Annotated in this window: 15 protein-coding genes; all 15 read left to right on the forward strand. The window is 63.6% G+C overall.

Annotated elements, in window-relative coordinates; all coding sequences use genetic code 11:
- Window positions 1-54 precede the first annotated feature (54 nt).
- The 15 genes from dksA to ACKLLE_RS22175 all read left to right on the forward strand — a co-directional run bounded on the left by dksA (window position 55) and on the right by ACKLLE_RS22175 (window position 20,966).
- Entirely contained in the window at window positions 55-501 is a 447-nt protein-coding gene (gene dksA / locus ACKLLE_RS22105) for an RNA polymerase-binding protein DksA (RefSeq protein WP_064303378.1), read from the forward strand.
- Between the two features lie 63 nt (window positions 502-564).
- On the forward strand, window positions 565-1,452 hold the full coding sequence (gluQRS, locus tag ACKLLE_RS22110; protein ID WP_420059070.1) for a tRNA glutamyl-Q(34) synthetase GluQRS: 888 nt from the start codon (window positions 565-567) through the stop codon (window positions 1,450-1,452).
- A 152-nt stretch (window positions 1,453-1,604) separates the two neighbouring features.
- Complete coding sequence (locus ACKLLE_RS22115) at window positions 1,605-1,781, forward strand: hypothetical protein (RefSeq protein ID WP_003250005.1); 177 nt, start codon at window positions 1,605-1,607, stop codon at window positions 1,779-1,781.
- Window positions 1,765-4,719: a sensor histidine kinase gene (locus ACKLLE_RS22120; protein ID WP_167654042.1), complete on the forward strand. Its 2,955-nt coding sequence runs from the start codon at window positions 1,765-1,767 to the stop codon at window positions 4,717-4,719. Before ACKLLE_RS22115 ends, ACKLLE_RS22120 begins: the two co-directional genes overlap by 17 nt.
- 22 nt (window positions 4,720-4,741) lie before the next feature.
- Window positions 4,742-6,181, forward strand: a complete 1,440-nt coding sequence (locus tag ACKLLE_RS22125) for a sigma-54-dependent transcriptional regulator (RefSeq protein WP_064303375.1) — start codon at window positions 4,742-4,744, stop codon at window positions 6,179-6,181.
- Between the two features lie 727 nt (window positions 6,182-6,908).
- Entirely contained in the window at window positions 6,909-8,297 is a 1,389-nt protein-coding gene (locus tag ACKLLE_RS22130; RefSeq protein ID WP_009403751.1) for a polynucleotide adenylyltransferase PcnB, read from the forward strand.
- A complete protein-coding gene (folK, locus tag ACKLLE_RS22135) occupies window positions 8,294-8,773 on the forward strand; it encodes a 2-amino-4-hydroxy-6-hydroxymethyldihydropteridine diphosphokinase (protein WP_420059071.1) in 480 nt (159 codons plus the stop codon). The genes ACKLLE_RS22130 and folK overlap by 4 nt, the downstream gene beginning before the upstream one ends.
- Before the next feature lie 214 nt (window positions 8,774-8,987).
- The gene (gene panB, locus ACKLLE_RS22140) at window positions 8,988-9,788 is read left to right on the forward strand and encodes a 3-methyl-2-oxobutanoate hydroxymethyltransferase (RefSeq protein WP_009404315.1); all 801 of its coding nucleotides are present in this window, start codon (window positions 8,988-8,990) and stop codon (window positions 9,786-9,788) included.
- Window positions 9,785-10,642, forward strand: a complete 858-nt coding sequence (gene panC, locus ACKLLE_RS22145) for a pantoate--beta-alanine ligase (RefSeq protein ID WP_064303373.1) — start codon at window positions 9,785-9,787, stop codon at window positions 10,640-10,642. The genes panB and panC overlap by 4 nt, the downstream gene beginning before the upstream one ends.
- A 166-nt stretch (window positions 10,643-10,808) precedes the next feature.
- Entirely contained in the window at window positions 10,809-12,473 is a 1,665-nt protein-coding gene (gene pgi, locus ACKLLE_RS22150) for a glucose-6-phosphate isomerase (protein ID WP_420059072.1), read from the forward strand.
- 129 nt (window positions 12,474-12,602) lie between these two features.
- On the forward strand, window positions 12,603-14,537 hold the full coding sequence (gene acs, locus ACKLLE_RS22155) for an acetate--CoA ligase (protein WP_064303371.1): 1,935 nt from the start codon (window positions 12,603-12,605) through the stop codon (window positions 14,535-14,537).
- A 140-nt stretch (window positions 14,538-14,677) separates the two neighbouring features.
- Window positions 14,678-15,550: an oxygenase MpaB family protein gene (locus tag ACKLLE_RS22160; RefSeq protein ID WP_420059073.1), complete on the forward strand. Its 873-nt coding sequence runs from the start codon at window positions 14,678-14,680 to the stop codon at window positions 15,548-15,550.
- A gap of 115 nt (window positions 15,551-15,665) precedes the next feature.
- Window positions 15,666-16,844, forward strand: a complete 1,179-nt coding sequence (locus tag ACKLLE_RS22165; RefSeq protein WP_420059074.1) for an acetyl-CoA C-acetyltransferase — start codon at window positions 15,666-15,668, stop codon at window positions 16,842-16,844.
- 78 nt (window positions 16,845-16,922) lie between these two features.
- Window positions 16,923-17,939 carry a class I SAM-dependent rRNA methyltransferase gene (locus tag ACKLLE_RS22170; protein ID WP_420059075.1) on the forward strand — a complete coding sequence of 339 codons (1,017 nt, stop codon included), beginning with the start codon at window positions 16,923-16,925 and terminating at the stop codon, window positions 17,937-17,939.
- Window positions 17,940-18,038: 99 nt separating this feature from the next.
- Window positions 18,039-20,966, forward strand: coding sequence for a DUF748 domain-containing protein (locus ACKLLE_RS22175; RefSeq protein ID WP_064303367.1), 2,928 nt, complete (start codon window positions 18,039-18,041; stop codon window positions 20,964-20,966).
- The last annotated feature ends 63 nt before the right edge of the window (window positions 20,967-21,029 follow it).

Consider the following 21,029-nt stretch of genomic DNA (forward strand, 5'->3'; position numbering starts at 1 on the left):
GGATATGGAAACATGCCTGCGCATTGGATCAGATGAGTGAGAGGCGGTCTATTCATGTCCACCGTAGAAAAGCAAAAAGCCGGTCATTCCATGTACGGTGTCGATGCCTATGTGGAGACCAAGGGTGAGGAGTACATGGGTGAAGCCATGAAGGCTCACTTCACCAAACTGCTCGGCGCCTGGAAAGCTGAACTGATGCAGAGCGTGGACCGCACCGTGGACCACATGAAGGACGAAGCCGCCAACTTCCCCGACCCGGCCGACCGTGCCAGCCAGGAAGAAGAATTCGCCCTGGAGCTGCGCAACCGCGACCGCGAGCGCAAGCTGATCAAGAAAATCGACAAGACACTCGACAAGATCAAGGCCGACGAGTACGGCTGGTGCGAGACGTGCGGCATCCCGATCGGCCTGCGCCGCCTGGAAGCCCGCCCCACCGCAGACCTGTGCTTCGATTGCAAGGAACTCGACGAGAAGAAGGAAAAGCAGATCGGCAAAGGCTGATCCTGACTCCTGCAGACGGGGCGCATCATGCGCCCCGTTTCATTTATACAGCCTGCATTGATCATGACCGACTCCCGCTACATCGGGCGCTTCGCCCCCACTCCCAGTGGTTTCCTGCATTTCGGCTCGCTGGTCGCGGCCCTCGCCTCCTGGCTCGATGCCCGGGCCGTCGGCGGCCAGTGGCTGCTGCGCATGGAAGATATCGACCCGCCGCGCGAGGCACCCGGAGCGCAAAAAGCGATTCTCGACACCCTGGAAAACTACGGCCTGGAATGGGATGGTGAGGTGGTCTACCAGCACGACCGCCACGGCGCCTACGCCGAAGTGATCGACCGCCTGTTCCGCCAGGGCCTGGCTTACGCCTGTACCTGTTCGCGCAAACAGCTGGAAGGTTATAACGGCATCTATCCGGGGCTATGCCGCAATCTCGGGCACGCTCAGGAAGATGCGGCGATTCGCATCCGCGTACCGGAACTGACCTACAGCTTCGACGACCGCGTACAAGGGCACTTTCAGCAACATCTGGGCAAGGAAGTGGGTGACTTCGTCATCCGCCGCCGCGATGGTCTCTATGCTTATCAATTGGCGGTGGTCCTGGACGATGCCTGGCAGGGCGTGACCGATATCGTTCGCGGCGCCGACCTGTTGGACAACACACCGCGCCAGCTTTATCTCCAGGAGTTGCTGGGGCTGTCACAACCCCGCTACCTGCACGTCCCGCTTATCGTCCAGCCGGACGGACACAAGCTGGGCAAGTCCTACCGTTCGGCACCACTGCCGGCGGAACAGGCCGCACCACTGATCCTGAGAGCCTTGCGCGCATTGGGCCAGCCTACCGACGCCGCCATGGCCGCAGCCCGCCCCGCCGAGGTGCTGGCATATGCCGCACGGCACTGGAACGCACAAGCGATTCCGCGCAGCCTGACCCTGGCCGAAGCGGAACTGCACTGAGTGCTTGCCGGAGATCGAAAAGGCCAATAGATTCAAAACCTTGGGTATTGTCCGCCGGCCCGTTTGCAGGCGCCGGCCCTTCCGTTACCATCAGCCGCGTTTTGCGCCAATAATAAATCCACTTCGCAGCGCGCAATTCCTACGAGGCCAGCATGTACATCTATCGTTTGGTCCTGCTTCTGGTCGTGGGGATCTACCTGTTCTCCCCGGCCATCATGGACTGGTGGATCGAGCCGACCGGTGCCTGGTATCGCCCTTACCTGCTCTGGCTGATCCTGATCGTCGTGACCTTTATCCTGCAGAGCCAACGTGATGCCGATGAGCTTTAGCCTGACCCAGATGATCCTGATCAGCGCCGCCTACCTGCTGGTGCTGTTCGGCGTGGCCTGGATCAGCGAACGCGGCATGATCCCCCGGGCGATCATCCGTCATCCACTGACCTACACCCTGTCACTTGGTGTCTACGCCAGCGCCTGGGCCTTCTATGGCACGGTCGGCCTGGCCTACCAATACGGCTATGGTTTCCTCGCCTGCTACCTCGGCGTGTCCGGTGCCTTCCTGCTCGCGCCGGTGCTGCTCTACCCGATCCTCAAGATCACCCGCACCTACCAGCTCTCCTCCCTGGCCGACCTGATCGCCTTCCGCTTCCGCAGCACCTGGGCAGGCGCGCTGACCACGGTGTTCATGCTGATCGGTGTCCTGCCGTTGCTGGCCCTGCAGATCCAGGCAGTGGCCGACTCCATCAGCATCCTTACCGGCGAACCGGTGAAGAGCCGGGTGGCCCTGGCCTTCTGCGCGATGATCACGCTGTTCACCATCTTCTTCGGCTCGCGGCACATCGCGACCCGCGAGAAACACGAGGGGCTGGTCTTCGCCATTGCCTTCGAATCCGTAGTCAAGCTCCTGGCGCTTGGCGGGATTGGTCTGTATGCGCTGTACGGCGTGTTCGGCGGCCCGCATCAGCTGGAGGTCTGGCTGCTGCAGAACCAGACCGCCCTCGCCGCCCTGCACACGCCATTGCAGGAAGGACCCTGGCGCACACTGCTGCTGGTGTTCTTCGCTTCGGCCATCGTGATGCCGCACATGTATCACATGGCCTTTACCGAAAACCTCAACCCGCGCTCGCTGGTCAGCGCCAGTTGGGGCCTGCCCCTGTTCCTGCTGCTGATGAGCCTGGCGGTGCCGCTGATTCTCTGGGCCGGCCTCAAGCTGGGCGCCAGCACCAATCCGGAGTTCTTCACCCTTGGCCTGGGTATCGCCGCCAACAGCCAGGCCCTGGCCCTGCTGGCCTATATAGGCGGGCTATCGGCCGCCAGCGGATTGATCATCGTGACCACGCTGGCGCTTTCGGGAATGGCCTTGAACCACCTGGTGCTGCCCCTCTACCAGCCGCCCGCCGAAGGCAATATCTATCGCTGGCTGAAATGGACCCGGCGCGCCCTGATCGTCGCCATCATCGCGGCCGGCTTCGGTTTCTACCTGTTGCTCGGGGCGCAGCAGGACCTCGCCAACCTCGGCATCGTTGCCTTCGTTGCCACCCTGCAGTTCCTGCCGGGCGTGCTCTCGGTGCTGTATTGGCCGACCGCTAACCGGCGCGGCTTCATCGCCGGGCTGCTGGCCGGTATCACGGTATGGATGGTGACCATGCTGCTGCCGCTGGTCGGCAACCTGCAGGGTTTCTACATCCCGTTGCTGAACATGATCTACGTGCTCGACGACACCAGTTGGCACATGGCGGCAATCGCCTCGCTGGCCGCCAACGTATTGCTGTTCACCCTGATCTCGCTGTTCACCAACGCCAGCTCCGAAGAGGTCGGCGCTGCCGAAGCCTGTGCGGTGGATAACGTCCGGCGCCCGCAACGGCGCGAGCTGCACGCCGCTTCGCCGCAGGAGTTCGCCACGCAACTGGCCAAGCCACTGGGCGCCAAGGCCGCGCAAAAGGAGGTCGAGCAGGCGCTGCGCGACCTCTACCTGCCCTTCGATGAACGCCGCCCTTACGCGCTGCGCCGCCTGCGCGACCGCATCGAGGCCAACCTGTCGGGCCTGATGGGGCCGAGCGTGGCCCAGGACATGGTGGAAACCTTCCTGCCCTACAAGTCCGGCAGCGAAAACTACGTGACCGAGGACATCCATTTCATCGAAAGCCGCCTTGAGGACTATCACTCGCGCCTGACCGGCCTGGCCGCCGAACTCGATGCCCTGCGCCGCTATCACCGACAGACCCTGCAGGAACTGCCGATGGGCGTCTGCTCCCTGGCCAAGGACCAGGAGATCCTCATGTGGAACAAGGCCATGGAGGAGCTGACCGGGATTCCCGCCAAGCGCGTGGTCGGTTCGCGCCTGAGCACCATCGTCGAGCCATGGCGCGGGCTGCTGCTGGGCTTCATCAACGTGCCCGACGAGCACCTGCACAAGCAACGGCTGGCGCTGGATGGCCAGACCCGCTGGCTGAACCTGCACAAGGCGGCCATCGACGAACCCTTGGCCCCCGGCAACAGCGGCCTGGTACTGCTGGTGGAAGACCTCACCGAAACCCAGATGCTCGAAGACAAGCTGGTGCACTCCGAACGCCTGGCCAGCATCGGCCGCCTGGCGGCCGGGGTGGCCCACGAGATCGGCAATCCGGTGACCGGCATCGCCTGCCTGGCGCAGAACCTGCGTGAAGAGCGCGAGGAGGACGGGGAAATCACCGAGCTGAGCAGCCAGATCCTCGAACAGACCAAGCGCATCTCGCGCATCGTCCAGTCGCTGATGAGCTTCGCCCATGCCGGCAGCCACCAGCACAGCGACGAGCCGGTGTGCCTGGCCGAAGTGGCACAGGACGCCATTGGTCTGCTGGCACTGAACCGGCGCAACTTCGAGGTACAGTTCTTCAACCTGTGCGACCCGGAGCACTGGGTCGAAGGCGACCCCCAGCGCCTTGCCCAGGTACTGATCAACCTGCTCTCCAACGCCCGCGACGCCTCGCCCGCCGGAGCGGCGGTGCGCGTGCGCAGCGAGGCCAGCGAGCATACCGTGGACCTGATCGTCGAGGACGAAGGCAGCGGCATTCCGAAAAACATCATGGACCGCCTGTTCGAACCCTTCTTCACCACCAAGGATCCGGGCGAAGGAACCGGGCTGGGGCTCGCTCTGGTCTATTCCATCGTGGAAGAGCATTATGGACAGATCACCATCGACAGCCCGGCCGATACCAAGAGCCAACGTGGCACGCGCATCCGTGTGACCCTGCCACGACATGTCGAAGCGACGTCCGCTGTGAACTGAGACCGTCGAGAGAATTGAATCAATGCCTCATATTCTGATCGTCGAAGACGAAACCATCATCCGTTCCGCCCTGCGCCGCCTGCTGGAACGCAACCAGTACCAGGTCAGCGAGGCCGGGTCGGTGCAGGAAGCCCAGGAGCGGTTCAGCATCGCCACCTTCGACCTGATCGTCAGCGACCTGCGTCTGCCGGGTGCCCCCGGTACCGAGCTGATAAAGCTGGGTCAGGGCACACCGGTGCTGATCATGACCAGCTATGCCAGCCTGCGCTCGGCGGTCGACTCGATGAAGATGGGCGCGGTGGACTACATCGCCAAGCCGTTCGACCACGATGAAATGCTCCAGGCCGTCGCCCGTATCCTGCGCGACCGGCAGAATGCGCCGGCGGCGCCGGTGGAACGCAGCAACGCCAAGGCGCCTGCCGCGGACAAGGCGGCTGGCACGGCCAATGCCAACGGCGAAATCGGCATCATCGGTTCCTGTGCGCCCATGCAGGACCTGTACAGCAAGATCCGCAAGGTGGCGCCCACCGATTCCAATGTCCTGATCCAGGGCGAATCCGGTACCGGCAAGGAGCTGGTGGCCCGTGCCCTGCACAATCTCTCGCGTCGGGCCAAGGCGCCGATGATCTCGGTGAACTGCGCGGCGATCCCGGAAACCCTGATCGAATCCGAGCTGTTCGGCCACGAGAAGGGCGCGTTCACCGGCGCCAGTGCCGGCCGCGCCGGCCTGGTGGAAGCTGCCGATGGTGGCACCCTGTTCCTCGACGAGATCGGCGAACTCCCACTGGAAGCCCAGGCCCGCCTGCTGCGCGTGCTGCAGGAAGGCGAGATCCGCCGGGTCGGTTCGGTGCAATCGCAGAAAGTCGATGTCCGCCTGATTGCCGCCACCCACCGCGACCTGAAGAACCTGGCCAAGGTCGGTCAGTTCCGCGAGGACCTTTACTATCGCCTGCACGTCATCGCCCTCAAGCTGCCCGCCCTGCGCGAGCGCGGTGCCGACGTCAACGAGATCGCCAATGCCTTCCTCGCCCGCCAGGCGGCCCGAATCGGACGCAACGACCTGAAGTTTGCCCACGACGCCGAGCAGGCGATCCGTCATTACTCCTGGCCGGGGAACGTACGTGAACTGGAAAACGCAGTGGAGCGTGCGGTGATTCTGTCCGAGAGCCCGGAGATTTCCGCAGACCTGCTGGGCATCGATATCGAACTGGGTGACCTGGAAGACGACGACGCCTTCGACACCCTTCCGGCCATCGCCAGCCAGGCCAACGCCGCCAGCCATGAGCCTACCGAGGACCTGTCGCTGGAGGACTATTTCCAGCACTTCGTTCTCGAACACCAGGACCACATGACCGAAACCGAACTGGCACGCAAGCTCGGGGTAAGCCGCAAATGCCTGTGGGAACGCCGCCAGCGCCTGGGCATTCCACGACGCAAGAGCGGGGCCACCAGCGAAAGCTGAAAGGAGGGTGCGACACGGTGTCACCCTCATTCGGTAACACCGCGTTTCGGCCAAAAACTGTTACCTCACGGCGACGCCGTAACAGAAACCGGGGCTTACGGTAACGAAACCCCGGTTTTTTTACGCCTCGAAAATGCCCCATGACCGTGCTAACCCCTTGTTTTACTGGGCTTTGCAAAAGTTGGCACGGCACCTGCTATATGTTCGGTACAAGAACAATAACAAGCACTGCAAAACACAATAAAAATAAGACGAATCGGCTCACGCACAATAAGAACAAGACGGCGGAGGCGCAGCTAACTGATTCTTTTGGAGAGGAGTTGTGTTTGGGGCTTGCCCCACAACCAGGTAGAGAACAACAAAAACTGCACTCAAGCAGAACCTGAACTGGTTGGATCGAAAGGTCATCGCAACGTCAGCGACCAAAGCAATCCGTTTGCTCTTGTACTCCCGGTTAGGGAGACAGTCCACAGGCCCCAGGGCATTCAGTGGATCAGGGCATGAACAAAAACAAGAAGCCCGACAAAAAAACAATAAGAGCACGCAACTACTTCTTGGGGAGCTTCGGCTCCCCTTGTAGTTTCCGCCTTCTGGCACTCCCTCTGCGCAGCGTTACCAGCCCATTTCTCGGGTGCCTACACCCTTTTCCGACTAAATGCTAGAATCCGTGCCCATCATGCGGCCATTCTTCCTTTCTGGCCGAAAATTCCTTCAAACAGTGCATCCCATGCTGAAGAAGCTGTTCCAGTCTTTCCGTCCCCCGGCGCGCGTCCAGCACCACAAGCGCACCACGCCCGAGGTGATCAACCATTCGCAGCATTCGCTGCAACGTCATCAATTCAGCCGTCACGCGGTCAATATCGTCGAGCGCCTGCAAAGCGCCGGTTACCAGGCCTACCTGGTCGGTGGCTGCGTACGCGACCTGCTCCTGGGCATCACCCCCAAGGATTTCGACGTCGCCACCAGCGCCACACCCGAGCAGATTCGTGCCGAGTTCCGCAACGCACGCATCATCGGCCGGCGCTTCAAGCTGGTTCATGTGCATTTCGGTCGCGAAATCATCGAAGTCGCGACCTTCCGTGCCAACCATCCGACTGACGAAGAAGAAAACAGTCACCAGTCGTCCCGCAACGAAAGCGGCCGGATCCTGCGTGACAACGTCTACGGCACGCTGGAGGACGACGCCCAGCGCCGTGACTTCACGATCAACGCGCTGTACTACGATCCGGTCAGCGAGCGCATCCTCGACTACGCCAACGGCGTGCACGATGTGCGCAACCGCCTGGTCCGCCTGATCGGCGATCCGACCCAGCGCTACCAGGAAGACCCGGTGCGCATGCTGCGCGCCGTGCGCTTCGCTGCCAAGCTCAACTTCGGCATCGAGAAGCATACCGTGCTGCCGATCCGCGAACTGGCGCCGATGCTGCGGGAAATCCCGGCGGCGCGGCTGTTCGAGGAGTCGCTGAAGCTGTTCCTGTCCGGCCACGCTGCCGACACCTTCGAGATGCTGGTCGACCTGCAACTGTTCGACCCGCTGTTCCCTGCCAGTGCCGAGGCCCTCGAAGAGCAGCCGACCTACACCCACACGCTGATCAGCAACGCGCTGATCAACACCGACCTGCGGGTGAAACAAGGCAAGCCGGTCACCCCGGCCTTCCTTTTCGCCGCCCTGCTCTGGCCTGCCCTGCCAGCACGCGCCCTGCAGCTGCAGGGCCGCGGCATGCCGCCGATCCCGGCAATGAACGAAGCGGCCCACCAGTTGATCTTCGAACAGTGCCAGCGCATCGCCATTCCCAAGCGCTTCACCCTGCCAATCCGTGAAATCTGGGATATGCAGGAACGCCTGCCGCGTCGCAGCGGCAAGCGTGCCGACCTGCTCCTGGACAATCCGCGTTTCCGTGCCGGTTATGACTTCCTGCTGCTGCGCGAAAGCGCCGGCGAAGACACGGATGACCTCGGCCAGTGGTGGACCGATTACCAGGAGTGCAATGAAAGCGAGCGCCGCGACATGATCCGCGACCTCGGCGGCCGCGAAGACGGCAGCGGTGCCGGCCCACGCAAACGCAAGCGCAGCCCGGGCAAGCGACGTCGCGCCGACGGTGGCGCTGGCGAATGACCCAGCGCGCCTACATCGGCCTGGGCAGCAACCTGGCCAACCCCCAGGCGCAACTGCGCAGCGCCCTCGACGCGCTGGCGCAGTTGCCGGATACGCGACTGGCGGGCGTCTCGTCCTTCTATGCCAGCGATTCCCTGTCCCCGGGCCAGCCGCGCTACACCAACGCCGTGGCCGCGCTGGACACCAGCCTCGCCCCCCTCGACCTGCTCGACGCCCTGCAAGGCATCGAGGCCGACCAGGGCCGCGAGCGCAAGGAGCGCTGGGGCCCGCGCACGCTCGACCTGGACATCCTGCTCTATGCCGACCAGGTCATCGACGAGCCGCGCCTGAAAGTCCCGCACTACCACATGCACGCCCGCCCCTTCGTGCTCTATCCCCTTGCCGAACTGGTGCCCGAAGACTTCCGTCTGGCGGACCAGCGCTCTCTCGCAGAACTGCTGGCAGCCTGCCCATTCATCGGGCTGGAGCGCCTGTAGCCGGGCGCTCCCCCAGCGGTAACGTCCGTAACAGTTCCGGCGTAACAATGCGGTAACACGGCAATTGACTTCCCCCCGCGCGCTCACGACTATAGGCGTCCCGTGGCACGACCGTGCCGTAAAACAAGGCCGGGAACGGATTGACCCCAAACACCACGCTCGATGATGTGCCGTTCCAGTGGTTTTCACAGCGCCTGAACGAGGATTGCTTTTCATGCCAGACGTAACCCTGACCACTCTCCAGGCCCTCAAGGCCAAGGGTGAAAAAATCGCCATGCTGACCTGCTACGACGCGACCTTCGCCCAGGCGGCGGCCCGTGCCGGTGTCGAGATCCTGCTGGTTGGCGACTCCCTGGGGATGGTCCTGCAGGGCCACGACAGCACACTGCCGGTGACCAATGCGGAAATGGCCTACCACGTCGCCAGCGTCAAGCGCGGCAACGAAGGTGCGCTGATCCTCGCCGACCTGCCATTCATGGCCTATGCCACCGCCGACCAGGCCTTCGCCAATTGCGCCGAGCTGATGCGTGCCGGCGCGCACATGGTCAAGCTCGAAGGCGCGGCCTGGCTGGGCGAGACCGTACGCCAGCTGGCCGACCGTGGCGTGCCGGTGTGCATGCACCTGGGCCTTACCCCGCAGGCGGTCAACATCCTCGGTGGCTACAAGGTCCAGGGGCGTCAGGAAAACCAGGCACGCCAGATGCGCGCGGACGCCATCGCCCTGGAGCAGGCCGGTGCCGCCATGTTGCTGCTGGAGTGCGTACCAAGCGAGCTGGCCGCGGAAATCACCCAGGCGGTGAGCATCCCGGTGATCGGCATTGGCGCCGGCAGCGCCACCGATGGCCAGGTTCTGGTCCTGCACGACATGCTGGGCCTGTCGCTGAGCGGTCGTGCGCCGAAGTTCGTGAAGAACTTCATGGCCGGCCAGCCGGACATCCAGAGCGCCTTGCAAGCCTACGTGCAAGCGGTCAAGGACGTCAGCTTCCCCGGCAGCGAACACGGGTTCAGCGCATGAATACCGTCAAGACCGTCCTTGAACTGCGCGCCGCCGTCGCCCGTGCCCGCGGCGAAGGCAAGCGCATCGCCTTCGTGCCGACCATGGGCAACCTGCACAGCGGCCATGCCGCGCTGGTGACCAAGGCCGCCCAGCGCGCTGATTTCGTGGTTGCCAGCATCTTCGTCAACCCGTTGCAGTTCGGCGCCGGTGAAGACCTCGACAAGTATCCGCGAACCCTCGCCGCCGACCAGGAAAGGCTCCTCGAAGCCGGCTGCAACCTGCTGTTCGCCCCGACCGTGGACGAAATGTACCCGGACGGCATGGCCGTACAGACCCGGGTCAGCGTCCCGCAACTGTCCGAAGGGCTGTGTGGCGCCAGCCGCCCGGGCCATTTCGAGGGCGTGGCGACCGTGGTCAGCAAGCTGTTCAACATGGTCCAGCCGGATATCGCAGTGTTCGGCCAGAAGGACTTCCAGCAACTGGCGGTAATCCGCGCTATGGTCCGCGATCTGAACATGCCGATCCAGATCATCGGCGAGCCGACCGTTCGGGCCGAGGATGGCCTGGCGCTGTCGTCGCGCAACGGCTACCTGAATGCCGAGCAGCGTGCCATCGCCCCCGTGGTCTATCGCACCCTGAGCCAATTGGCCGATGGCATCCGCCAGGGCCGTCGCGATTTCCCGGCACTGATCGCCGAGGGTCGACAGGCGCTGACCGAGGCCGGCCTCAAGCCCGACTACCTGGAAGTCCGTCACGCCGTCGACCTGCGCCCCGCCCTCGCCAGCGACCACGACCTGGTCATTCTGGTCGCCGCCTACCTTGGCCCTACCCGCCTGATCGATAACCTGCACCTCGATCTCGAAGGCAACTAAGCTCTCGGGATACACCGGGCCAGGACGCCCGGTGAACAGGCTGAAGCGAAATGACATATCTCAATGGCTTTTGCCGGCCTGTCGCGAAATAATCCGCGACGGGCCGGTAACGGCTACACGTTCTCCGTGTCCAAGGCAGTTCAAGCAATCAAGGAACCCTGCAGCGATGGCGTATTACCGTACTCCTCATGATGTCACCGCACTGCCAGCCTGGCAGGCACTCCAGCAACACCGCGAAACCATGCAGGATTTCAGCATGCGCGAGGCCTTCAACGCCGACCCGCAGCGATTCAACCAGTTTTCCCTGAGCAGTTGCGGTCTGTTCCTCGACTACTCGAAGAACCTGATCAATGCCGAGACCCGCGACAAGCTGGTCGGGCTGGCCAATGAAGTGGGCCTGCAGCAAGCCATCCAGGCACTGTTCGCCGGCGAGATCGTCAACGCCTCCGAAGGCCGCCCGGCACTGCACACCGCGCTGCGCCGTCCGGTGGGCGACAAACTGAGCGTCAATGGCGTCAACGTAATGCCGGACGTGCATAAAGTGCTCAACCAGGTTACCGAGCTGGTCGGCAAGATCCACGACGGCCTGTGGCGCGGCTACAGCGAGAAGCCGATCACCGACGTGGTCAACATCGGCATCGGCGGCTCCTTCCTCGGCCCGGAACTGGTTTCCGAGGCCTTGCTGCCCTATGCCCAGCGCGGCGTGCGTTGCCACTACCTGGCGAATATCGACGGCAGCGAGTTCCATGAGCTGTCGGCCAACCTGCGCGCTGAAACCACGCTGTTCATCGTTTCCTCGAAATCCTTCAACACCCTGGAAACCTTGAAGAACGCCCAGGCCGCTCGCGCCTGGTACCTGGCCCAGGGCGGTTCGGAAGCCGAGCTGTATCGCCACTTCATCGCCGTGTCGAGCAACAAGGCGGCGGCCGTCGCCTTCGGCATCCGCGAAGAGAACATCTTCCCGATGTGGGACTGGGTCGGCGGACGTTATTCGCTGTGGTCGGCCATCGGCCTGCCGATCGCCCTGGCCATCGGCACCGCCAACTTCAAGGAACTGCTGTCCGGCGCCTACACCATGGACCAGCATTTCCAGAATGCCCCGTTCGAGCAGAACATGCCGGTGCTGCTGGCCTTGCTCGGTGTCTGGTACGGCAACTTCTGGGGAGCGCAAAGCCATGCGATCCTGCCGTACGACCATTACCTGCGCAACATCACCAAGCACCTGCAGCAGCTGGACATGGAGTCCAATGGCAAGCACGTGCGCCAGGACGGCACGCCGGTCACCCATGACACCGGCCCGGTGATCTGGGGCGGCGTCGGCTGCAACGGCCAGCACGCCTACCATCAGTTGCTGCACCAGGGCACCCAGTTGATCCCGGCGGACTTCATCGTCCCGGTGGTGAGCTTCAACCCGGTCGCCGACCATCATCAGTGGCTGTACGCCAACTGCTTGTCGCAGAGCCAGGCGCTGATGCTCGGCAAGACCCGCGTCGAAGCCGAGGCCGAGCTGCGCGACAAGGGCATGAGCGAAGCCGATGTGCAAAGGCTGGCGCCGCACAAGGTGATCCCGGGCAATCGCCCGAGCAACACCCTGGTGGTCGAACGCATCAGCCCGCGTCGTCTTGGCGCACTGGTTGCGATGTACGAGCACAAGGTTTTCGTGCAAAGCGTAATCTGGGGCATCAACGCCTTCGACCAGTGGGGCGTGGAACTGGGCAAGGAGCTCGGCAAGGGCGTCTACCAACGCCTGATCGGCGGTATCGAGGAGCCGGCAGAAGATGCTTCGACCCAGGGCCTGATCAACTACTTCCGCGGCCGTCACCGCGGCTGACCCCCGGTCGCCGCCCCCGGGCATGGCCGGGGGCAGCGGCTACACTGTCCTGACCCCCGGCTGCCTTCGAAAGGCTTCCCCGCGTCGTCGACGAAGGCAACGCCGTCCATAACAACAGGACAGGTGCCCATGTTCGATATCAGTCGATTCCCCCATGCCGATGCCGTCAGCCGTGCCGCCGAGCTGAGCCAGGGCGACTACGATCGCCTTTATCGCCAATCCATCGAGCAACCCGAGCAATTCTGGACCGAACAGGCCCGCCGGCTGGACTGGATCAGCCCGTGGAGCACCGTGCAGGACTGCGATATCCGCAGCGGCAAGGCGATCTGGTTCAAGAACGCCCGGCTCAACGTCAGCTACAACTGCCTCGACCGCCACCTTGAGGAACATGGCGAGAGGCCGGCAATCATCTGGGAAAGCGACGACCCCTCGCGTTCGGCCACTCTCACCTATCGCCAGGTACACCAGCAGGTGTGCCGCCTGGCCAATGTGCTCAAGCAGCGCGGCGTGAAGAAGGGCGACCGGGTGTGCATCTACATGCCGATGATTCCGGAGGCGGCCTTCGCCATGCTGGCCTGTGCACGGATCGGCGCGATCCATTCCGTGGTATTCGGCGGGTTCTCACCGGATGCTCTGCGCGACCGCATTCTCGATGCCGACTGCCGCACCGTGATTACCGCGGACGAAGGCGTACGCGGTGGCAAGACCGTCCCGCTCAAGCAGAACGTCGACAAGGCCCTGGCCAGTTGCCCGAATGTCAGCAGCGTCGTGGTGGTACGGCGCACCGGTGGCAAGGTGGACTGGAGCGAACCGCGCGACCTCTGGTACCACGACGCCACGGCCGGTGCCGGCGACGACTGCCCACCGGAGCCGATGGATGCCGAGGATCCGCTGTTCATCCTCTACACCTCCGGCAGCACCGGCAAGCCCAAGGGGGTGTTGCACACCAGTGCCGGTTATCTGTTGCAGGCGACGATGACCTTCAAGGTGGTATTCGATTACCGCGACGGCGAGGTGTTCTGGTGCAGCGCCGATGTCGGCTGGGTCACCGGGCACAGCTATATCGTCTACGGGCCGCTGGCCAACGGTGCTACCAGCCTGATGTTCGAAGGTGTGCCGAACTACCCGGACGCCTCGCGTTTCTGGCAGGTGGTGGACAAGCACCAGGTCAACATCTTCTATACCGCGCCGACGGCCCTGCGCGCCCTGATGCGCGAAGGCCAGGGGCCGCTGCAGGGCACCTCACGCAAAAGCCTGCGCCTGCTCGGCAGCGTTGGCGAGCCGATCAATCCGGAAGCCTGGGAGTGGTATTTCAATGCCGTGGGCGAGCAGCGCTGCCCTATCGTCGACACCTGGTGGCAGACCGAAACCGGCGGCATCATGCTCACCCCATTGATCAGCAACCGGCATATCAAGCCCGGCTGCGCGACCCGCCCCATGTTCGGCGTACAACCGGTACTGCTCGACGAGCAAGGCAAGCTGATCGAAGGCCCCGGCGCCGGGCTGCTGGCGATCAAGGCCAGCTGGCCGGCACAGATCCGCAGCGTATATGGCGATCACCAGCGGATGATCGACACCTACTTCAAACCTTTCCCCGGCTATTACTTCACCGGCGACGGCGCGCGCCGCGACGAGCAGGGCGACCTGTGGATAACCGGGCGGATCGACGACGTGATCAACGTTTCCGGGCACCGCATCGGTACGGCCGAGGTGGAAAGCGCGCTGGTGCTGCATGACAGCATCGCCGAGGCCGCCGTGGTGGGTTATCCCCATGATCTCAAGGGCCAGGGCATCTACGCCTTTGTCACGCCGATGAACGGGATCGAACCGGACGAAGCGCTGAAGAAGGAGCTGCTGGCGCTGGTGAGCAAGGAGATCGGCAGCTTCGCCAAGCCGGAACTGATCCAGTGGGCACCGGCGCTGCCCAAGACCCGCTCGGGCAAGATCATGCGGCGGATATTGCGCAAGATTGCCTGCAACGAGCTGGAGAACCTGGGGGATACCTCGACGCTGGCGGATCCCGGCGTTGTTCAAGGGTTGATCGATAAGCGCTTGAATACCTGATATACCGGGTATTTTGGGGCCGCTTTGCGGCCCTTCGCGGGCAAGCCACGCTCCTACAGACGATCGCGTCGCTGGTAGGAGCGTGGCTTGCCTGCGAAGGACCGCGAAGCGGTCCCAGCGACCTGAGCCCAAAGGTATTCATGGAAGCCCTACGCCGCCGCATCGAAACCCAGCTCCTCAGCCTCACCGGCCTGTCCCTCGGCCAACTCGACCTGGAAAACCCCAAGGGCGACCCCGGCCTGTTCGGCCCGCAGAGCCTCAGTTGGCAGGTACACGGCGACTTCCCCAGCATGCTGGCAGGCGGAATCAGCGCCTTGCTCCTGCAAATGCTTCACCCACTGGCCCTGGCCGGGGTCTGGGATCATTCCAATTTCCGCGAAGACATGCTCGGCCGGCTGCGCCGCACCAGCCAGTTCATCTCCGGCACCACCTTCGGCGCGACCGACGATGCCGAATGGCTGATCGAACGGGTCAAGACCATCCACCAGCAGGTCGCCGGCAACGCTGCCGATGGAACGCCCTATGCCGCCAGCGACCCGGACCTGCTGACCTGGGTGCATGTCGCCGAGGTACGCAGTTTCCTCGCCGCCCACCTGCGTTACCGCAACCGCCACATGGCCGACGCGGCGCAGGATGCCTACTACAGCGAAATCGCCCTGATCGCCGAGCGGCTGGGAGCACGGGATGTGCCCAGGTCGCGGCAGGAGGTGGCGGACTATCTGCGCCGGGTACGTCCGCAACTGGTTTGCGACGAGCGCAGCCGCGAGGTGGTGCGGGTGCTACTGAATGCCCCGGCGCCGAGCCGGATAGCCCGGCCAGTGGGGAACCTGATGATGCAGGCGGGGATCGGCCTGCTGCCCGATTGGGCCGGCGACATGCTCGGGTTGAGGCTGGGCCCGGTGAAGCAGCGAGTGGTCGATCTGGGCATGAATGCGCTGGTCGGGCCGGTGTTGCGCTGGGCGATGCGGGATGGCTCGGTGCATCGGGCGCGGCGGCGGATGGGTCTGCAGTGACTTGCCAGCGATGAGGCCATCAAAGCCACCACTGCCCCGACCTGCCCATCTGTGCCACTATGCGCGAGCCCACCGCAGACTCAACGTCAAAACGAACAAGACAGAGGACTAGAGCATGCAAGATGTCGTAATCGTCGCCGCCACCCGTACTGCGGTCGGCAGCTTCCAGGGCGCGCTGGCGAATATTCCCGCCGTCGATCTCGGCGCCGCCGTGATCCGTCAACTGCTGGCCCAGACCGGCCTGGACGGCGCCCAGGTCGACGAAGTGATCCTTGGCCAGGTACTGACCGCCGGTGCCGGCCAGAACCCGGCGCGCCAGGCCGCGATCAAGGCCGGCCTGCCCCACGCGGTCCCCGCCATGACCCTGAACAAGGTCTGCGGCTCCGGCCTCAAGGCCCTGCACCTGGCGACCCAGGCGATCCGCTGCGGCGACGCCGAGGTCATCATCGCTGGCGGCCAGGAGAACATGAGCCTGGCCAACTACGTCATGCCAGGTGCCCGCACCGGCCTGCGCATGGGCCATGCGAGCCTGATCGACAGCATGATCAGCGACGGCCTGTGGGATGCCTTCAACGACTATCACATGGGCATCACCGCCGAGAACCTGGTGGAAAAGTACGGGATCAGCCGTGAAGAGCAGGACGCCTTTGCCGCCGCCTCCCAGCAGAAGGCTGCCGCCGCCATCGAAAGCCGGCGCTTCGTCGAGGAAATCACCCCGATCCTGATCCCGCAGCGCAAGGGTGATCCGGTTGCATTCGCCACCGACGAGCAACCCCGCGCCGGCACTACGGCCGAGGCCCTGGCCAAGCTCAAGCCGGCATTCAAGAAAGACGGCAGCGTTACCGCCGGCAACGCTTCTTCACTGAACGACGGCGCGGCCGCCGTGATGCTGATGAGCGCGGCCAAGGCCGAGGCGCTGAACCTGCCGGTGCTGGCGCGAATCAAGGCCTATGCCAATGCCGGTGTCGATCCGGCGATCATGGGCATCGGGCCAGTCAGCGCCACCCGCCGCTGCCTGGAGAAGGCCGGCTGGAGCCTGGACCAGCTCGACCTGATCGAAGCCAACGAGGCCTTTGCCGCCCAGGCCCTGTCGGTGGGCAAGGAACTGCAATGGGATGCCTCGAAGGTCAACGTCAACGGCGGAGCCATCGCCCTTGGCCATCCGATCGGCGCGTCCGGCTGCCGCGTGCTGGTGACCCTGCTGCATGAAATGATCAAGCGCGATGCCAGGAAAGGCCTGGCGACCCTGTGCATCGGTGGCGGCCAGGGCGTAGCCCTGGCGATCGAACGCTGATCGACGCGGGGAGGGGCCGCCGGGCCCCTCCCCGTTGCGCAACTGGTAAACTGCACGCCCGCAACCAAGGCCACGTGCATGTCTTCCTTGAACCAGGCGCTGCGCGCCGCCCTCGACAACCGTCAATCCCTTCTCGCCGAACTGCATGCCCAGGGCACCGACTGCTATCGCCTGTTCCATGGCAGCCAGGAAGGCGCCCCCGGCCTCACCGCCGACCGCTATGGCCCACAGTTGCTGGTGCAGAGCTTCCACCAGACCGTGGAGCGGGACAACCTGCTGGACCTGCACGCGACCATCGAACAATTCCTCGGCCAGCCGTTGCACCTGGTCTATAACGACCGCTCCCGGGGCAATAGCCGGGTGGACCGCCATGACACCGTCCATGAGGCCAGCGACGAGGCGCTGGCCGATATGGTCGGCCACGAGTGGGGCCTGAACTACCGGGTGCGCGGCCGCCACGCCGGCCAGGACCCGCTGCTGTTCCTCGACTTGCGCAACGCCCGCGGCTGGGTCAGGCAGCACAGCGCTGGCAAGCGCGTGCTCAACCTGTTCGCCTACACCTGTGGCGTCGGCCTTGCCGCTGCGGCGGGCGGCGCCCGTGAGGTATGCAACCTGGACTTCGCTGAAAGCAACCTGGCAGTGGGCCGAGAGAATGGCACGCTCAATCCGCAGGTAACACCGATGGAGTTCGTCCAGTCCGATTACTTCCCGGCCATTCGCCAACTGGCAGGATTGCCGGTCAGCCAGCGCCGTGGACAAAAACTGCCCTCTTACCCGCGCCTGCAGGCACGCCAGTACGACCTGGTATTCCTCGACCCGCCGGCCTGGGCCAAGAGCGCCTTCGGCACCGTGGACCTGTTGCGCGATTACCAGAGCCTGCTCAAGCCGGCACTGCTGACCACTGCCCAGGACGGCGTTCTGGTCTGCAATAACAATCTGGCCAAGGTCGATATGGACGATTGGCGTGAATTGGTATTGCGCTGTGCCGAAAAAGCCGGACGCCCGGTGCGGGAATGGCAGGTGATCACCCCGGCAGCCGACTTCCCCTCCTCTGACGCTCGCCCGCCGCTGAAAACCCTGGTGTTGCATCTTTAAAGATTTGTATGGCGTGGCTGTCGGATCGCTCCGACAGCCTTCGGAACTCCATTTACCTGCCATACTCTAAGCGTCCCGCTCTCCATGCAGATGCCGCACATGCCCAAAGGATTGAAACGCGCCCTCGGCGCCTTGTTGGTTGCGCTTGCCCTGTACAGCCTTCTCGGCTTCTTCATCCTCCCCGGCGTTGCCCTGCGAATTGCCAACCAGCAGTTGGCACAGTACGCCACCGTTCCCGCCCACCTACAGCGCATCGAACTCAACCCGTTCAGCCTTGAGTTGACTGTCTGGGGCCTGCAGATCGGCGAGCCGGGCAAGGAACAACTCGGCTTCGAGAAGCTTTACGCCAACCTGCAACTGGACAGCCTGTGGACCAAGGCCTTGCACCTGGAGCGGGTCGAGCTGGTCAAGCCACGCACCGAGGTACTGTTCGCCAAGGATGGACAACTCAACCTGGTCAATCTGTTCAAGCTCCCTCCCAGCGAACCCAAGCCCGAGGAACCGGCCAGCGAACCGTTTCCACTGCGCATCGGCAGCATCCGCCTGAGCGACGGCTACCTGCATTTCGAGGATGCCCGCCCGAGCGAGCCGATCGAATTCCTCTACGATGCGATGAACCTGGAGTTAAAGAACCTCAGCACGCTGCCTGACGACAACACCGACATGACGTTGGTGGCTACCGGCCCCAACGGTGGCCAGATCGACTGGACCGGCACCTTCAGCCTGTCGCCGATCGCCTCCAAGGGCTCGCTGAAAGTCAGCGATGCCAAGATGAAAGCCTTCTGGCCCTACGTTCGCGATGCCGCACCGCTAGTGCTCGAAGACGGCACCTGGAACCTGCAAAGCGACTACAACTTCAGCCTCGGCAAGCAGACCGAGCTGCTGCTGGAGAACCTGACGCTGGGCGTATCTTCCTTCGCCATCAAGGCGCCGGACGACCGACCGCTGGCACGCTTGGCCAGGCTGGATGTCAGCGAAACCTCCATCGACCTGGCCAAGCAACTGGTCACCGTCGGCAAGATCCGCAGTGACCAGCTGGAAACCTGGGCTGCCCTGGAAGCCGATGGGCAACTGGACTGGCAGAAACTGTTCGCCAGCCAGCCGCCCAAGGCCACCGAAAAGCAAAAGGCCGAGCCCGCCGCTGCCGAACCTACGCCGAAAGAACAAGCCGTGGAGGACAAACCCTGGCAGGTGCTGCTCAAGGACACCCAGGTGCGCAACTACCGGGTTCATCTCGCTGACCGTACCCGGAAAGAGCCGGTCACCCTGGATGTGGGGCCGCTGAACGCCGACCTGCAGAACTTCGACAGCCTCAACCAGGCGCCCTTCACGCTCAGGCTCGATAGCGGCATTGGCAAGCAGGGCAAGCTGCAAGCGGCCGGCGAGGTCAACCTGGCCCCCGTGAAGGCGAAGCTGAAAGTCAGCACCCAGGACATCGACCTGCGCATTGCCCAGGCCTACATCAGCCCGTTCATCCGCCTGGAATTGCGCAGCGGCATGCTCGGTGCCGATCTCGACGTCGATCTGAAGAGCACCGAGCCGCTGGCCTTCACCGTCGCCGGCAAGGCCCGCGTCAACCAGATGCACACCCTCGACACCATCAAGGACCGCGACTTCGTCAAATGGCAGCAACTTGACCTGAGCGGTATCGACTACCGTCACGGCGACGCGCTGAGCATCGGCCGGGTCGATCTGCAACAGCCGTACGCGCGCTTCATGATCAACGAGGACCGTACCACCAACATCGACGACCTGCTGATTCCGCAGCCCGCCGGCAAAGAGACCACGCCCCAGGCCCGGACTGCGGCCAGCAACGAGAAGCCGCTGGGCATACGCATTGGCCAGATCGCCATCAACGATGGCTCGGCGAACTTTGCCGACTTCAGCCTGACGCCGAACTTCGCCACCGCCATCCAGCAGCTCAATGGCCAGATCGGCACCATCGACAACCGCCAGCCGGTTCCGGCCAAGGTCGATGTGAAGGGCAAGGTCGACCGCTATGCGCCGGTAACCATCAAGGGCGCGCTCAATCCCTTCAACCCGCTGGCCAGCCTGGATATCGCCACCAGCTTCAAGCGGGTCGAGCTGACAACCCTGACCCCCTACTCCGGCAAGTTCGCCGGGTATCGCATTCGCAAGGGCCGGCTCAACCTCGATCTGCACTACCTGATTACCAACGGCCAGCTCAAGGCCGAGAACAAGGTGGTAGTGGAGCAACTGCAGTTGGGTGAGAAAGTCGACAGCCCGGATGCCGTGGACCTGCCGATCCGCCTGGCGATTGCCCTGTTGAAGGACACCGAAGGCAAGATCTCCATCGAATTGCCGGTCACCGGCGATCTCAACAACCCGCAGTTCAGCGTAATGCCGATAGTCTGGCAGACGTTGCGCAACCTGGTTTTGCGCGCGGTACAGGCGCCGTTCAAGCTGATCGGCGGACTGATCGCCGGCGGCGGCTCCGAAGACCTTGGCACTGTCGCCTTCACCCCCGGCTCCAGCGATCTGACTGCGGACGCCCAAGGCTCGCTGGACAAGCTCGCCGCCGCCCTGCAGCAGCGCCCGACCCTGCGTCTGGAAATCGAAGGCACCAGCGCCCAGAGCAGCGATGGCCCGCTGATCGCCGGGCAGCGCCTGGAAAGGGAATACCAGAGCACTTATTACAAGATGCTGCAGCGACGTGGCGACAAGGTTCCAGCCCAGGCCTCGATGCTTCAGGTGCCGGAAGATGACAAGCCGGCCATGCTCGAGGGCATCTACCGCTCGCGCCTGAAACAACAGCCACCCAAGGAATGGGAGCAACTGGACACCAAGCAGCGCATTGCCAACATGCGTGACGCGGTGCTGAAGAGCTGGGCGGAAAGCAGCGTTCTGCTTCGTCAACTGGGCCAGGCGCGGGCCAGCAGCATCAAGGACTACCTGGTGGACAAGGGCAAGCTGGAGGATGACCGCGTTTATTTCATCGATGCCAGCCTGGGCGAAGCCGAATCCGATGGGCGGGTCATCACTCCATTGCATCTCGACGCAGAGTGATTTTCCGCCAGCCAAAAAAGTGAGCCCCGGCGCATGGCCGGGGCTCGGGGCGCCCAAATCCTT

Origin of the sequence: Pseudomonas bharatica (genome assembly GCF_048586865.1) — a bacterium.
In the GTDB taxonomy this organism is placed as follows: domain Bacteria; phylum Pseudomonadota; class Gammaproteobacteria; order Pseudomonadales; family Pseudomonadaceae; genus Aquipseudomonas; species Aquipseudomonas bharatica.

What these genes read in the sequence shown, in the direction of transcription:
- ACKLLE_RS22170 (WP_420059075.1), top strand. Translation starts at nt 16,923, where the DNA reads ATGTCTTCCTTGAACCAGGCGCTGCGCGCCGCCCTCGACAACCGTCAA.
- ACKLLE_RS22165 (WP_420059074.1), top strand. Translation starts at nt 15,666, where the DNA reads ATGCAAGATGTCGTAATCGTCGCCGCCACCCGTACTGCGGTCGGCAGC.
- ACKLLE_RS22125 (WP_064303375.1), top strand. Translation starts at nt 4,742, where the DNA reads ATGCCTCATATTCTGATCGTCGAAGACGAAACCATCATCCGTTCCGCC.
- ACKLLE_RS22160 (WP_420059073.1), top strand. Translation starts at nt 14,678, where the DNA reads ATGGAAGCCCTACGCCGCCGCATCGAAACCCAGCTCCTCAGCCTCACC.
- folK (WP_420059071.1), top strand. Translation starts at nt 8,294, where the DNA reads ATGACCCAGCGCGCCTACATCGGCCTGGGCAGCAACCTGGCCAACCCC.
- dksA (WP_064303378.1), top strand. Translation starts at nt 55, where the DNA reads ATGTCCACCGTAGAAAAGCAAAAAGCCGGTCATTCCATGTACGGTGTC.
- panB (WP_009404315.1), top strand. Translation starts at nt 8,988, where the DNA reads ATGCCAGACGTAACCCTGACCACTCTCCAGGCCCTCAAGGCCAAGGGT.
- gluQRS (WP_420059070.1), top strand. Translation starts at nt 565, where the DNA reads ATGACCGACTCCCGCTACATCGGGCGCTTCGCCCCCACTCCCAGTGGT.
- ACKLLE_RS22175 (WP_064303367.1), top strand. Translation starts at nt 18,039, where the DNA reads ATGCCCAAAGGATTGAAACGCGCCCTCGGCGCCTTGTTGGTTGCGCTT.
- ACKLLE_RS22130 (WP_009403751.1), top strand. Translation starts at nt 6,909, where the DNA reads ATGCTGAAGAAGCTGTTCCAGTCTTTCCGTCCCCCGGCGCGCGTCCAG.
- pgi (WP_420059072.1), top strand. Translation starts at nt 10,809, where the DNA reads ATGGCGTATTACCGTACTCCTCATGATGTCACCGCACTGCCAGCCTGG.
- acs (WP_064303371.1), top strand. Translation starts at nt 12,603, where the DNA reads ATGTTCGATATCAGTCGATTCCCCCATGCCGATGCCGTCAGCCGTGCC.
- panC (WP_064303373.1), top strand. Translation starts at nt 9,785, where the DNA reads ATGAATACCGTCAAGACCGTCCTTGAACTGCGCGCCGCCGTCGCCCGT.
- ACKLLE_RS22115 (WP_003250005.1), top strand. Translation starts at nt 1,605, where the DNA reads ATGTACATCTATCGTTTGGTCCTGCTTCTGGTCGTGGGGATCTACCTG.
- ACKLLE_RS22120 (WP_167654042.1), top strand. Translation starts at nt 1,765, where the DNA reads ATGCCGATGAGCTTTAGCCTGACCCAGATGATCCTGATCAGCGCCGCC.